General features: G+C 65.1%; 15 protein-coding genes. 10 read left to right on the top strand and 5 right to left on the bottom strand.

The features are described from left to right. The 6 genes from VIR09_RS18755 to VIR09_RS18730 form a co-directional block, all read left to right on the top strand. Positions 1-371 (top strand): MarR family winged helix-turn-helix transcriptional regulator (locus VIR09_RS18755; protein WP_332014232.1); only part of this gene is annotated, 371 nt, incomplete at its 5' end. 199 nt (positions 372-570) lie between these two features. Beyond that, entirely contained in the window at positions 571-2,142 is a 1,572-nt protein-coding gene (locus VIR09_RS18750) for an ABC transporter substrate-binding protein (RefSeq protein WP_332014231.1), read from the top strand. Between the two features lie 84 nt (positions 2,143-2,226). Continuing rightward, positions 2,227-3,216, top strand: coding sequence for an ABC transporter permease (locus VIR09_RS18745; protein ID WP_332014230.1), 990 nt, complete (start codon positions 2,227-2,229; stop codon positions 3,214-3,216). Further along, on the top strand, positions 3,216-4,130 hold the full coding sequence (locus VIR09_RS18740; protein ID WP_332014229.1) for an ABC transporter permease: 915 nt from the start codon (positions 3,216-3,218) through the stop codon (positions 4,128-4,130). The genes VIR09_RS18745 and VIR09_RS18740 overlap by 1 nt, the downstream gene beginning before the upstream one ends. Positions 4,131-4,137: 7 nt before the next feature. Then, positions 4,138-5,118: an ABC transporter ATP-binding protein gene (locus tag VIR09_RS18735; protein WP_332014228.1), complete on the top strand. Its 981-nt coding sequence runs from the start codon at positions 4,138-4,140 to the stop codon at positions 5,116-5,118. Continuing rightward, complete coding sequence (locus tag VIR09_RS18730) at positions 5,115-6,110, top strand: dipeptide ABC transporter ATP-binding protein (RefSeq protein ID WP_332014227.1); 996 nt, start codon at positions 5,115-5,117, stop codon at positions 6,108-6,110. The genes VIR09_RS18735 and VIR09_RS18730 overlap by 4 nt, the downstream gene beginning before the upstream one ends. A 60-nt stretch (positions 6,111-6,170) precedes the next feature. Here VIR09_RS18730 and VIR09_RS18725 read toward each other — a convergent pair whose 3' ends face one another. Both VIR09_RS18725 and VIR09_RS18720 read right to left on the bottom strand, forming a co-directional pair. Continuing rightward, positions 6,171-6,695, bottom strand: coding sequence for a hypothetical protein (locus VIR09_RS18725; RefSeq protein ID WP_332014226.1), 525 nt, complete (start codon positions 6,693-6,695; stop codon positions 6,171-6,173). Positions 6,696-6,832: 137 nt separating this feature from the next. Then, the gene (locus tag VIR09_RS18720; RefSeq protein WP_332014225.1) at positions 6,833-7,630 is read right to left on the bottom strand and encodes a helix-turn-helix transcriptional regulator; all 798 of its coding nucleotides are present in this window, start codon (positions 7,628-7,630) and stop codon (positions 6,833-6,835) included. 100 nt (positions 7,631-7,730) lie between these two features. Between VIR09_RS18720 and VIR09_RS18715 the strand changes: the two genes are divergently transcribed. From VIR09_RS18715 to VIR09_RS18700, 4 genes are all read left to right on the top strand, one after another. Next, positions 7,731-8,651: a DMT family transporter gene (locus VIR09_RS18715; RefSeq protein WP_332014224.1), complete on the top strand. Its 921-nt coding sequence runs from the start codon at positions 7,731-7,733 to the stop codon at positions 8,649-8,651. Positions 8,652-8,757: 106 nt separating this feature from the next. After that, on the top strand, positions 8,758-10,431 hold the full coding sequence (ettA, locus tag VIR09_RS18710; RefSeq protein WP_013391708.1) for an energy-dependent translational throttle protein EttA: 1,674 nt from the start codon (positions 8,758-8,760) through the stop codon (positions 10,429-10,431). A gap of 85 nt (positions 10,432-10,516) precedes the next feature. Continuing rightward, positions 10,517-11,050, top strand: a complete 534-nt coding sequence (locus tag VIR09_RS18705; protein ID WP_332014223.1) for an isochorismatase family protein — start codon at positions 10,517-10,519, stop codon at positions 11,048-11,050. A 191-nt stretch (positions 11,051-11,241) separates the two neighbouring features. Then, positions 11,242-11,466, top strand: a complete 225-nt coding sequence (locus tag VIR09_RS18700) for a glycine zipper 2TM domain-containing protein (protein ID WP_332014222.1) — start codon at positions 11,242-11,244, stop codon at positions 11,464-11,466. 88 nt (positions 11,467-11,554) lie between these two features. Here VIR09_RS18700 and minE read toward each other — a convergent pair whose 3' ends face one another. From minE to minC, 3 genes are all read right to left on the bottom strand, one after another. Then, a complete protein-coding gene (minE, locus tag VIR09_RS18695; protein WP_006217654.1) occupies positions 11,555-11,812 on the bottom strand; it encodes a cell division topological specificity factor MinE in 258 nt (85 codons plus the stop codon). A gap of 3 nt (positions 11,813-11,815) precedes the next feature. Further along, positions 11,816-12,631 (bottom strand): septum site-determining protein MinD, encoded by an 816-nt coding sequence (minD, locus tag VIR09_RS18690; protein WP_332014221.1) that lies wholly within the window; start codon positions 12,629-12,631, stop codon positions 11,816-11,818. A gap of 141 nt (positions 12,632-12,772) precedes the next feature. Continuing rightward, positions 12,773-13,195: septum site-determining protein MinC (gene minC, locus VIR09_RS18685; protein WP_332014220.1), on the bottom strand; the 423-nt coding region annotated here is incomplete at its 5' end.

Here is a 13,195-nt window from a genome sequence, read left to right as displayed (position 1 = left end):
AGGCGGCCGGCTTGTCGGTCACGGAATGGCGCGTGCTGGCCAGCCTGCAAGGCAGCGCCGGCGAAACCATCGGCACGCTGGCCGTGCTCGCGATCACCAAGCAGCCCACCCTGAGCAAGGTGGTGCAGCGCATGGAGGCGGAGGGCCTGGTGGCGCGCACCGGCGTGCGCGCGGACCGGCGGCAGACCCGGGTCTGCATCACCGCCAAGGGGTCGAACCTGATCGCCGCCTTGTGCGAACAGGCGCTGCAGCACCAGAAGGCGGTGCTCGCGCCTTTCGGCGAGGAAAAGGCCGCGCAGCTCATCGAGATGCTGGAGGTGCTGATGACCGAGCACGTGCCCTTGGATTTGTCGGCGCCGGAAGACGATTAAAGGGGGGGACGCGCGCCGCGCAGGCGCCGGACGGCCCCAACGCTGTTTACTTCGATTTTTTTGTTACAAGCATATGCGTCCCCAATATGTTTTCCCTCTGTGAAAACCCGTTCCGGTACGCATAAACCCTGAATTGACGGGGTTCTTGCGGGTAGGCAATATCGCGCCGGTATTCAGATTACAGTCAGGAGTAGAACCTATGCGCCGCACTTTGATTGCTATCGCGATCGCCGCCGCCGTGGCCGTGCCCTCGATCGGGCAGGCCAAGACTTTCCGTTGGGCCGCCCAGGGCGACATCCTTACTTTCGATCCGCATTCGCAGAACGAAGGCATGACGATCGCCGCCAACAGCTACATCTACGAACCGCTGGTGGACTACGACAAGACGTTCAAGGTGGTGCCGCGCCTGGCGACGGAATGGGAACAACTGTCGCCCACGCTGTATCGCTTCAAGCTGCGCCCGGGGGTGAAATTCCATGACGGCGCCGCCTTCACGGCGGACGACGCGGTCTTCTCGATCCACCGCGCCATGGCGCCCACGTCGAATTACAAGGCCTACACGACGGGCATCAAGGAAGCGCGCAAGGTCGACGACCTGACGATCGAGATCGAAACGTCGGCGCCCAACCCCGTGCTGCTGCGCCAACTGACCAACGTGTTCATCATGAACAAGGCGTGGTCCGAAAAGAACAACATCGCCAAGCCGCAGGACTACGTCAACAAGGAAGAGACCTACGGCGCGCGCAATACCAACGGCACCGGCCCCTACAAGCTGAAGACGCGCGAAGTGGACGTGCGCACCGTCTTTGAAGAAAACAAGGACTGGTGGAACAAGGCCGGCAAGGTCGGCAACGTGACCGAAGTGGTGTTCACGCCGATCAAGCAGAACGCCACGCGCACCGCCGCGTTGCTGTCCGGCGAAATCGACTTCGTCCTGGACCCCGCCGCGCAGGATCTGGAGCGTCTGCGCCAGGCGCAGAAGGTGGTCGAAGGCAACGAATACCGCACCATCTACCTGGGCCTGGACCAGAAGCGTCCGGAATTGCAGTACTCGAACATCAAGGGCAAGAACCCGTTCCAGGACATCCGCGTGCGCGAGGCGCTGTACCGCGCCATCGACGTGGACGCGATCAAGCGCGCCGTGATGCGCGGCCTGTCCGCGCCCACCGGCACGATGATCGCGCCGCAGGTGCACGGCTGGGCCCAGACCCTGCAGGCGCGCGTGCCCTACGATCCCGAAAAGTCCCGCGCGCTGCTGAAGGAAGCCGGCTATGACGGCACGCTGAACTTCACGCTGGACTGCCCGAACAACCGCTACATCAACGACGAAGCCATCTGCCAGGCGGTCGTCGGCATGTGGGCCAAGGTAGGCGTCAAGGCCACCATGAACGCCATGCCGCGCTCCACCTATTTCCCCAAGGTGCAGTCGTTCGACACCAGCGCCTTCCTGTTCGGCTGGGGCGTGCCCACGTTCGACGCCATGTACACGCTGCAGAACCTGATCCGCACCAAGGGCGAGGGCGCGGACGGCATGTACAACCTGGGCAACTACAGCAACAAGGAACTGGACGTCATCATCGACCGGATCAAGACCGAAACCGATCCGGCCAAGCGCGACGCCGACATCATCACCGTGCTGCAAGGGCACGCCAAGGACTTCGGCCACATCCCGCTGCACGACCAGGTTATTCCCTGGGCCATGCGCAAGAACGTCACGGTCATCCACCGTGCCGACAATCGCCTCGTTGCCGATTGGGTCAAGGTTGACTGATCCAGGCTAATCAAACGGCGCAGCCCGCCGGCCTGTTCAGCATGAACAGGCCGGCGGGCTTTCGCTGTTACGCCTTTTCCGCCTATGTTTGCTTTCATACTGCGTCGCCTGTTGCAGGCCGTAGCGGTGATGCTCACCGTCGCGCTACTGGCCTTTGTGCTTTTTCAATACGTCGGCGACCCTGTCACCATCATGCTGGGACAGGACGCCACCGATGCCGAGCGCATCGAACTGCGTGAGCGCCTGGGGCTGAACGAGCCCGCCATCGTCCAATTCGGCCATTTCGTGGCCAACGCCCTGCAGGGCAATTTCGGCATTTCCCTGCGCCAGAGCGAACCGGTTTCGACCCTGCTGAAATCCCGCCTGCCGGCCACGCTGGAGCTGTCCATGGTGGCTGCCTTGCTGGCGCTGCTGGTGGGCGTGCCGCTGGGCGTGTACACCGCGCTCAAGCGCAACAGCCTGGTGTCGCAGCTGCTGCTGGCCGGGTCCTTGCTGGGCGTGTCGCTGCCCACCTTCCTGATCGGCATCCTGTTGATCCTGGTGTTCTCGGTGCAACTGGGCTGGCTGCCCAGCTACGGGCGGGGCGACACCGTCAGCGTGGGCTGGTGGTCCTCGGGATTGTTTACGGCCACGGGCTGGAAGCACCTGATCCTGCCGTCGATCACCCTGTCGCTGTTCCAGATGACCCTGGTGCTGCGGCTGGTGCGCTCAGAAATGCTGGAGGTGCTGCGTTCGGACTACATCAAGTTTGCGTGCGCCCGCGGCCTGAAGCGCCGCGCCATCCACTTCGGCCATGCGCTGAAGAACACGATGGTGCCGGTGATCACCATTACCGGCCTGCAGCTGGGCGGCATCATCGCCTTTGCCATCGTCACGGAAACCGTGTTCCAGTGGCCGGGCATGGGCCTGCTGTTCATCCAGGCGGTGCAGTTCGCCGACGTGCCTGTCATGGCAGCCTACCTGTGCCTGATCGCACTGGTGTTCGTGGTGATCAACCTGATCGTCGATCTTTTGTATTTTGTCGTGGACCCGCGCCTGCGTTCCGGGCTGACCCGCGGCGGGGGGGCTCACTGATGCGCGCCGTACTCAAACGCTGGTGGGACAGCGACATCGCCTGGGCCTGGCGCCGGGCGCCGGTGGCCATCATCGCCACCTTGATGTTGGCGGCATTGCTGATCGGCTCCTTCGGGGCCGGCTGGGTGGCGCCGCACAACCCGTTCGACCTGACGAAGGTGGAATTGCTGGACGCGCTGCTGCCGCCGGCCTGGGAGGCCAACGGCCAGCCTACCTATCTGCTGGGCACCGACAGCCAGGGCCGCGACCTGTACTCGGCCATCCTGTACGGCACCCGGGTTTCGCTGCTGATCGGCCTGGCCTCGGTGCTGTTGTCCATGCTGATCGGCATCGTGCTGGGGCTGATCTCGGGCTACGCGGGCGGGCGCATCGACGCCTTCATCATGCGTATCGCCGACGTGCAGCTGTCGTTCCCCGCCATCCTGATCGCGCTGCTGATCGATGGCGTGGCGCGGGCGGCGGTGCCGCGCGAGCTGCATGAGCTGATCGCGTTCCCGGTGCTGATCGGCGCGATCGCGCTGGCGGGCTGGCCGCAGTACGCGCGCACGGTGCGCGGTTCCACCCTGGTGGAGAAGAACCGCGAGTACGTGCAGGCGGCGCGCGTGATCGGCGTGGCCTCGCCCGTCATCATGTTCCGCCACGTGCTGCCCAATGTGCTGGGCCCGGTGCTGGTGCTGGCCACGGTACATCTGGCCACGGCCATCATCACCGAAGCCACGCTGTCGTTCCTGGGGGTAGGGGTGCCGCCGACGGCGCCGTCGCTGGGCACGCTGATCCGCATCGGCAACGACTTTCTGTTTTCCGGCGAATGGTGGATCACCATCTTCCCGGGCGCGGCGTTGGTGCTGCTGGTGTTGTCGGTCAACCTTCTGGGCGACTGGCTGCGCGATGCGCTCAACCCCCGGCTGAATTGAGGTTTACATGAGCGCACTTCTAGAAGTCCGCAATCTGCGCGTGGAATTCCCCACGCGCCGCGGCACGCTGCGCGCCCTGGACGACGTGTCCTTTTCCATCCAGGCTGGCGAAGTCCTGGGCGTCGTGGGCGAATCCGGCGCCGGCAAATCCTTGACCGGCGCATCCATCATCGGCCTTCTGGAGCCGCCGGGGCGCATCGCCGCGGGTGAGATCCTGCTGGCGGGCCGCCGCATCGACAACCTGCCCGACGAGCAGATGCGCCGCGTGCGCGGCCGCGAAATCGGCGCGGTGTTCCAGGATCCGCTGACCTCGCTGAACCCGCTGTACACAGTGGGCCGGCAGTTGGCGGAAACCATCGTGACGCATCTGGACCTGAGCTGGTCCCAGGCGCGCAACCGCGCAGTGGAATTGCTGGCGGCTACCGGCATTCCGGCCGCGCGCGAGCGCATCGATCACTATCCGCACCAGTTTTCCGGCGGCATGCGCCAGCGCGTGGTGATCGCGCTGGCCCTGGCGGCCGAACCCAAGCTGGTGGTGGCGGACGAACCCACGACCGCGCTGGACGTGTCCATCCAGGCGCAGATCATCGAACTGCTCAAGCGCCTGTGCCGCGAAAACGGCACGGCCGTGATGCTGATTACGCACGACATGGGCGTGATCGCCGAGACTGCCGACCGGGTGGCGGTGATGTACGCCGGCCGCGTTGCCGAGATCGGCCCGGTGGCGGACGTGATCCACAAGCCGCGCCATCCCTATACGACGGGGCTGATGGGATCGATCCCGTCGCTGGAAGGGCATTCCGAACGGCTGGTGCAGATCGACGGCAGCATGCCGCGCCTGAACGCCATTCCGCCGGGTTGCGCCTTCAATCCGCGCTGCGGCCAGCGTCTGCCGCGCTGCGCCGTGGATCGGCCGGAGCTGATGGCGGCCGGCACCTCGCGCGCGGCCTGTTGGCTGCACGACAACAACGATAAGGTGGCCGCATGACGACGCCCTTGGTAGAAGTAAAGGACGCCGCGCGCTGGTTCGATGTGTCGCCGCCGTGGCTGGAACGCAAGCTTGCAGGCAAGCCGCGCGTGATGCTGCGCGCCGTGGATGGCGTGTCGTTCGAGATCGCGCGTGGCGAAACGCTGGCGCTGGTTGGAGAGTCTGGCTGCGGCAAATCGACCGTGGCGCGCATGCTGGTGGGCCTGTACGGGCTGACCCGCGGCGACATCCGCTTTGACGGGCAGCCGTTGTCGCGCATGTCGGAGCCGGGTGGGCGCGCCCTGCGCAAGCGCCTGCAGATGATTTTCCAGGATCCCTATGCCAGCCTGAATCCGCGCTGGCGGGTGGGGCGCATCATCGCCGAGCCCATGCTGACCCACACCGCCATGACGGCCGACGAGCGCGGTGCGCGCGTGGGCGAACTGCTCAAGCAGGTAGGCTTGGATCCGGCCGATCAGGGCCGCTATCCGCACCAGTTTTCAGGCGGCCAGCGCCAGCGCATTTCGATCGCGCGGGCGCTGGCGGTGAACCCTGAGTTCCTGGTGTGCGACGAGCCGACCTCGGCGCTGGACGTGTCGGTGCAGGCCCAGGTGCTGAACCTGATGAAGGATCTGCAGCGCAAGCTGGGGCTGACCTATCTGTTCATCTCCCACAACCTGGCGGTGGTGCACCACGTGGCCGACCGGGTGGGGGTAATGTACCTGGGACGCATGGTGGAGGTGGCGCCGCGCGACGAGTTGTTCGCGCGGCCGCGCCATCCGTACACACGCATGCTGCTGGAAGCCATTCCCGATATCAACGGTGCGGGCAAGCCGCGGACTGCGGTGGCAGGCGAAGTGCCCAATCCCTTGAATCCGCCCTCGGGCTGCACCTTCCATCCGCGCTGTCCGCATGCGAATGATCGCTGCAGGGCCGAGGCGCCGGTGGCGATGGCGGCGGGAGTGTCGGTGGTGGCCTGCCACGCCGTGCAGGAAGGTCGGATCTCCGTCTGATCCGTGGATGGCGCGGTTGCCTGGCGCCAGGCCAGTCGCAACCCGCCGTCCGGCATCGCTTCAGTGGCGGTGGTTGTGGTCGTGAGGATGGTCGTGATCGTGGCCGTCCGCCTCGTCCTCATCTTCCTCGTCCTCGTCATCCTCCGCGTCCGGGTCCGCCGGCGCGGGTTCTTCCGTCAGGGCGAACGGCAGCACGTCTTCCAGATTGTCGGACCATGCGGACTCTTCGCCGTCGTGGTCCAGCTTGATGAAGCGCTCGCCTTCGTTCAGCGAGATCTCGACGGCCCAGAGATAAAGGCAGTCGTAGGTGTCGTCATCGGACGGGGGCAGGCCGCCGCGATTGCCCAGCAGGCGGGCGCCGGGGCCGCCCAGTTGCACATGGGTCTGGTCCTCGTCGGGCTTGGCGTTTTCATCCATGGGCACGCCATAGGTCACCCATTCGGTGCCGTCATCGCCCAGCACCACTTCGGCCAGCACGGGTTTGCCCAGATAGGCGCTCAGGGCGTCGGCGGTCTTGGCCAGCATGTCCAGTTCGGCGGTACTGAAGTGGGTCAAGGAGGCGGGGGGAGTGGCGGAGGCAGACATGAAGAGGGTTCCTGGGCGCGATGAAGCCGCGACGGCACGGCATGATACGGGCCTGCTGACAGGCCCTGGCTACAGCGTATTGTCTCGCGATCGGCGCCGCCTTGCATCAGGCGCTTGGATGACGCGGTTTCCCGGGGTCATGGAGCGGGCGCGCCGCCCTGGCTGCGCCTGCGCGCGTTGTCGGGCGATTCGCCCGTAAGCCGCTGGAACATGGCGATGAAGGCCGAGGGCGTGCTGTAGCCCAGCTCGCGCGCCACCGACTGTACTGGCCGGCCCGCGTCCAGCATGCCCAGGGCGCTGACCACGCGCAGCCGCAGGCGCCATTCATTGAACGTCATGCCCAGGTGTTGTTGGCAGTGGCGCAGCAGCGTGCGTTCGGTGATCCCGGCGGTGGCGGCCCAGTGCGCCGCGCCGCGCTTGTCGCCCGGGCTGTGCTGCAGCGCCGACAGTATTGGCCCCAGCAGCGGGTCGGCGGTCGAAGGCAGATAGCTGGCGTAGGCCCGCGCCTGGCGCGCCTGGTCAATGACGATCTGCGCCATGCGCCGGTCTTCCGGCGTATCCGGATAGCTGACGCCGCGCCGTTCGAAGTCGCCCAGAATGGCGCGCATGACCGGGCTGATCTCCAGCGTGCAGGGTTCCTTGGGCAGGCCGGCGCAGGCCGCGGCGGGGATGTCGATGCAGGCGTAATGGACCTCGCCTTCGTTCTGGCAGCAATGCTCGACATGGGGAGGTATCCAGATGGCGTACTGCGGCGGCGACAGATAGGTGATGTCGCCTATGCCGATTTCCATGATGCCGGAGATGGCGAGGTTCAGTTCCGCCCAGGGCGAGCTGTGGCGCTTCATGCGGGAATTCGGCGTGAAATGCAGGATACGGCAAGCCAGCGGGTAGGGCAGGTGGCTGGCCAACGCGGGCGCGGGATCGGCGGCGGACATGTCGGAACTTCGTCTGGTTTTGTCTGTTTTTCATTATATACATCAGGTCGGACAGATCCTACACTCGCCCTGTCTCATCCTTATCAGTGCATTGCCCCTCATGACGCGCGTCTCCACCCCGCATATCCCTGCCCGCTACCTGCTGTACCCGCTGCTGGCGGCCCTGATCTGGTCGGTCAACATGATCGTCACCAAGATGGCGGCCACCGCCATCGCGCCGGCCGCCATCGGCTTCTACCGCTGGGCCCTGGCCGGCGTCGTGCTGACGCCCTTCGTGCTGCCGGGCGTCTGGGCGCAGCGCCGCCAGATCCTGTCCCACTTGCCCAAGCTGGCGGTACTGGGCGGGCTGGGCATGGCCCTGTACCAGGGCCTGGCCTATGTGGCGGCCGCCAGCACCACGGCGACCAATATGGGCATCATCACGGCGATGATTCCGCTGATGACTATTGCGGTGGTGGCGCTGCTGCTGCGCGAGCTGCCCTCGGTGATGGCCATGCTGGGCGGCCTGTTGTCGCTGGCGGGCCTGGCCCTGTTGATCGGCGAGGGCGATCCCGCGCGCCTGCTGGAAGTGGGCGCCAACCGCGGCGACCTGCTGATGGGCATAGGCGCGCTGGCCTATGCGCTGTACGGGGTGCTGCTGCGCCGTTGGGCCTTGCCCGTGGGGCCGTGGCAGTCGCTGTATGTGCAGGTGGCGTTCGGCGTGCTGTTCCAGCTGCCGGCCTTCCTGATGGCGCCGCCTTCGCCGCTCAATGGCGACAACCTGCCGCTGGTGCTGTACGCGGCCGTGTTCCCGTCGCTGTTCGCGCCTTTCCTGTGGATGCAGGGCGTGAAGCACCTGGGACCCAACCGCGCCAGCATTTTCCTCAATGTCATGCCGGTGGCCACGGTGGCGATCGCGGCAGTGTTCCTGGACGAAAAGCCGCATCTGTTCCACATCGTCGGCGGGGCGATGGCGCTGGCCGGGGTGATGCTGGCGCAGACGGGTACAGGGGCCCGGGCGGCGCGGCCCAAGGCCGCCTGACGACCGGGGCCAGCCGCGCAGGCCGGGTATTCGGCCGTGGACACACGCGGGTCAAGGTTCCGGCCTACAATCAACGGTTTATCAGCTATATCACTCACACGAGCCCATGGCCCAATACGTCTACACCATGAACCGCGTCGGCAAGATCGTGCCGCCCAAGCGGCAGATCCTGCGCGATATCTCGCTTTCGTTTTTTCCTGGCGCCAAGATCGGCGTGCTGGGCCTGAACGGCTCGGGCAAGTCGACGCTGCTGAAGATCATGGCCGGCGTCGACAAGGAAATCGAGGGCGAAGCCATCCCCATGCCGGGCCTGAACATCGGCTACCTGCCGCAGGAACCGCAGCTCAACCCCGAGCACACGGTGCGCCAGTCGGTGGAAGAGGGCCTGGGCGCCGTCGTCACCGCCAAGAAGCGCCTGGACGAGGTCTATGCAGCCTATGCCGAGCCGGACGCCGATTTCGACGCGCTGGCCGCTGAGCAGGCCGAACTCGAAGCCATCATCGCCGCCGCCGCCTCCAGCGGCGCCGACGATATCGAACACCAAATGGAAATCGCGGCCGACGCGCTGCGCCTGCCGCCCTGGGACGCCATCGTCGGCAAGCTGTCCGGCGGCGAAAAACGCCGTGTGGCGCTGTGCCGCCTGCTGCTGTCCAAGCCCGACATGCTGCTGCTGGACGAACCCACCAACCACCTGGACGCCGAAAGCGTGGAATGGCTTGAGCAGTTCCTGCACAAGTTCCCGGGCACCGTGGTGGGCGTGACCCACGACCGCTACTTCCTCGACAACGCGGCCGAATGGATCCTGGAACTGGACCGCGGCTACGGCATTCCCTGGAAGGGCAACTACAGCTCGTGGCTGGAGCAGAAGGAAGACCGCCTGAAGCAGGAAGAGTCGTCCGAATCCGCCCGCCAGAAGACCATCAAGAAGGAACTGGAGTGGGTGCGCCAGAACCCGAAGGGCCGCCAGGCCAAGGCCAAGGCGCGTCTGGCCCGCTTCGAGGAACTGTCGTCCTACGAATACCAGAAGCGCAACGAAACCCAGGAAATCTTCATTCCTGTGGGCGAGCGCCTGGGCAACGAGGTCATCGAATTCAATAACGTCAGCAAGGCCTACGGCGACCGCCTGCTGATCGACAACCTCAGCTTCAAGGTGCCGCCTGGCGCCATCGTCGGCATCATCGGCGCCAACGGCGCCGGCAAGTCGACGTTGTTCCGCATGATCGCCGGCCGCGAGCAGCCCGATTCGGGCGAGGTCAATATCGGCCAGACCGTCAAGCTGGCCTACGTCGACCAGTCGCGCGATGCGCTGGAAGACAAGAAGACCGTGTTCGACGCGGTGGCCGACGGCGCCGACCTGCTCACCGTGGGCAAGTTCGAAATGTCCTCGCGCGCCTATCTGGGCCGCTTCAACTTCAAGGGCGGCGACCAGAACAAGGTCGTGGGCCAGCTGTCGGGCGGCGAACGCGGCCGCCTGCACATGGCCAAGACGCTGATCGCCGGCGGCAACGTGCTGCTGCTGGACGAACCGTCCAACGACCTCGACGTCGAAACCCTGCGCGCGCTGGAAGACGCGCTGCTGGAGTTCCCCGGCAGCGTCATGGTCATCAGCCACGATCGCTGGTTCCTGGACCGCATCGCCACGCACATCCTGGCCTTCGAAGGCGACTCGCAAGTCGTGTTCTTCGACGGCAACTACCAGGAATACGAGGCCGACAAGAAGCGCCGCCTGGGCGAAGAGGGCGCCAAGCCCAAGCGCCTGCGCTACAAGGCGCTGAAGTAATCAGCGCCTGACAGGAATCCCGGCTTCGCGCCGGGATTTTTTTTGCCAGCGTTATGCTAGGGACTTCTTTCAGGAGTTCCACGCCATGCTGCTGTCCGCTACCGATTCCACCCTGCTGATCGTCGACATGCAGGGCCGCCTGATGCCGGTCATCCATGACCACGAGGCGGTGCTCAACGCCGCCCACAAGCTGGCGCAGGCCGCGCGCCTGCTGGACGTGCCGGTAGTCGCCACCGAACATCACGCCAAGATGCTGGGCGCCACCGTGGAGCCGTTGCGCGAGCAGATCCAGGCCTCGTTCCAGAAGATGCACTTCTCGTCGGCGTTGGAGCCGGGCTTCGAGGCCTGGCTGCCGGCCGCGCGCAAGACCATCCTGGTGGCGGGCTGCGAAGCGCACATATGCGTGCTGCAGACCGTGATCGGCTTGATCGACCTGGGCTATCACGCGGTGCTGGTGTCGGACGCGGCGGGCTCGCGCAAGCCTGCCGATCATCACGCGGCGCTGCGCCGTGCGCGTGCCCATGGCGCTGAAATCGTCACGTCCGAGATGGCGATATTCGAGTGGATGCGCACTTGCGAACATCCGCGCTTCCGCGAGGTGTTACGTCTGGTCAAATAGCGCCTGCCGGCTGCAACAATGTCCCTGGGGCGCGCAAAGATTAACTCGCCCTTTGACACAATTCATGGGCAAACTTCACAGCCAGGGCACGATTATTTTGCGATCCTGAAGGTTCCAGGCCCTGATGGGCGCCGCGCGCTCGCATCCAGTTTCATGCGCGGCTTCCGGGTACGAGAATAGGAACCACAAATATGAAAATCGCATCTCTCTCCAAAATCTGTGTCGCGCTGGCGATGACCGCCGCCATGGCTGGCTGCTCTTCCTGGGACGGCATGAGCCATCGCCAAAAGAGCACCGTCGGCGGCGCCGCATTGGGCGGCGTGGCAGGCGCCGTGATCACCAACGGCGGCATCCTCGGAACGGTGGGCGGAGCGGCGATCGGCGGCGTCATCGGCGATCAGGTCGGCAAGCGTTAAGGCTTGCGCTGCTCCAAAACGAAATGCCCGGCATTCGCCGGGCATTTTTTTGACCGTGGTGTGCGCCACGGGGTGGCGCACAGCCGCATCAGGTCTCGTTCTGCGGCATTTCGATCTTCACCTCCAGGACCTCCAGCGTGTCCTGGCGTTCCAGGTGCACCTTGATGTCCTCGGGGTTGATCTTCACGTATTTCGAAATGACGGCGATAAGCTCCTGCTGCAGCTGCGGCAGGTAGTCGGGCGAATCGCCGCGGCCCCGCTCGTGGGCCAGGATGATCTGCAACCGTTCCTTGGCGACGGATGCGGAGGTTTTCTTTTGACCGAGCAGAAACGACAGGAAGGACATTGCTTACTTGCCTCCGAACAGGCGTTTCAGGAAACCGGGCTTTTCGTAGTCGGTAAAGCGCAGGGCCTTGTCTTCGCCAAGGTATCGGGCCACGACGTCTTTGTACGCTTCGGAGACGTCAGTGTCTCGCAGGTGGATGGCCGGCAGGCCTTGGTTCGATGCCTGCAGCACCGCTTCCGATTCGGGGATCACGCCGATCAGCTTGATGCGCAGGATGTCCTCGATGTCGCCCAGCGACAGCATTTCGCCGTCGATGACGCGCTTGGGGCTGTAACGCGTGAGCAGCAGGTATTCCTTGACGGGCTCGTCGCCGTCCACGGCGCGCTTGGACTTGGCGGCCAGGATGCCCAGGATGCGGTCGGAGTCGCGCACCGACGAGACTTCCGGGTTGGTCACGACCAGCGCGTCGTCGGCGAAGTAGGCGGCCATCAGCGCACCCGTTTCGATGCCGGCGGGCGAGTCGCAGACGATGTAGTCAAAGCCCATGCCCTTGAGGTCGTTGATGACCTTTTCCACGCCTTCCTGCGTCAGCGCGTCTTTGTCGCGCGTTTGCGAGGCCGGCAGGATGAACAGGTTCTCGAGCTGCTTGTCCTTGATGAGGGCCTGGTTGAGCGTGGCTTCGCCCTGGATCACATTGACGAAGTCGTACACGACGCGCCGTTCGCAGCCCATGATCAGGTCGAGGTTGCGCAAGCCGACATCGAAGTCGATGACAGCGGTTTTGTGGCCCCGCATCGCGAGTCCTGCAGAAAAACTGGCGCTGGTCGTGGTTTTGCCCACGCCGCCTTTGCCGGAAGTCACCACAACAATGCGTGTCATGACGATCAAACCCTTATGTTCGAATAAATCGCGTTATCGTAAAGCAAAAAGCCCTTGTAAGGCTTCTTACAGGATGTGTGGAAATTTGCGCGGGTGTCCGCAAGTCCGCACCGGCCGCGGTTGGCGCCGGTTTGCGGGATATCAGGCCTTGAGGGCTTCGATCCGCAGCGTCTCGCCGTCCAGGCGGACCAGCGCGGGCTGGTTATGCAGCGTGCGGTCCAGCTTGTCCTCGACCACGCGGTACACGCCGGCCACGGCCAGCAGTTCAGCGTCCAGGTGAGTCGTGAAGATGCGCGCCGAGGTGTCGCCGCGGGCGCCGGCCATGGCCTTGCCGCGCAACGGGCCGTAGACATGGATGTTGCCGTCGGCAATGACTTCCGCGCCCTGGCTCACCATGCCGATCACCACCAGGTCCGTGTGGCGCGCGTAGACGCGCTGGCCGGAACGCAGCGGCTTGGTGATGACCAGCGCCGACGACGAGTGCGGCGCGGCGGGCGTGGGGCTGGATGCCGAGGTAGTGTTGCTGGCGGCGCGCGCGGGCAGCGGTTCGGCGGCGGCCTTGCC

The organism is Achromobacter sp. (genome assembly GCF_036567245.1).
Classification (GTDB): Bacteria; Pseudomonadota; Gammaproteobacteria; order Burkholderiales; family Burkholderiaceae_B; genus Achromobacter.
This window is presented reverse-complemented; position numbering and strand designations above follow the sequence as displayed.

Bases quoted from the DNA above. Each gene is read 5' to 3' on its own strand.
- VIR09_RS18725 (WP_332014226.1), bottom strand. From the start codon at position 6,695: ATGTCTGCCTCCGCCACTCCCCCCGCCTCCTTGACCCACTTCAGTACC.
- VIR09_RS18720 (WP_332014225.1), bottom strand. From the start codon at position 7,630: ATGTCCGCCGCCGATCCCGCGCCCGCGTTGGCCAGCCACCTGCCCTAC.
- VIR09_RS18730 (WP_332014227.1), top strand. From the start codon at position 5,115: ATGACGACGCCCTTGGTAGAAGTAAAGGACGCCGCGCGCTGGTTCGAT.
- minE (WP_006217654.1), bottom strand. From the start codon at position 11,812: ATGTCCTTCCTGTCGTTTCTGCTCGGTCAAAAGAAAACCTCCGCATCC.
- VIR09_RS18700 (WP_332014222.1), top strand. From the start codon at position 11,242: ATGAAAATCGCATCTCTCTCCAAAATCTGTGTCGCGCTGGCGATGACC.
- VIR09_RS18735 (WP_332014228.1), top strand. From the start codon at position 4,138: ATGAGCGCACTTCTAGAAGTCCGCAATCTGCGCGTGGAATTCCCCACG.
- VIR09_RS18740 (WP_332014229.1), top strand. From the start codon at position 3,216: ATGCGCGCCGTACTCAAACGCTGGTGGGACAGCGACATCGCCTGGGCC.
- minD (WP_332014221.1), bottom strand. From the start codon at position 12,631: ATGACACGCATTGTTGTGGTGACTTCCGGCAAAGGCGGCGTGGGCAAA.
- VIR09_RS18745 (WP_332014230.1), top strand. From the start codon at position 2,227: ATGTTTGCTTTCATACTGCGTCGCCTGTTGCAGGCCGTAGCGGTGATG.
- VIR09_RS18750 (WP_332014231.1), top strand. From the start codon at position 571: ATGCGCCGCACTTTGATTGCTATCGCGATCGCCGCCGCCGTGGCCGTG.
- VIR09_RS18715 (WP_332014224.1), top strand. From the start codon at position 7,731: ATGACGCGCGTCTCCACCCCGCATATCCCTGCCCGCTACCTGCTGTAC.
- ettA (WP_013391708.1), top strand. From the start codon at position 8,758: ATGGCCCAATACGTCTACACCATGAACCGCGTCGGCAAGATCGTGCCG.
- VIR09_RS18705 (WP_332014223.1), top strand. From the start codon at position 10,517: ATGCTGCTGTCCGCTACCGATTCCACCCTGCTGATCGTCGACATGCAG.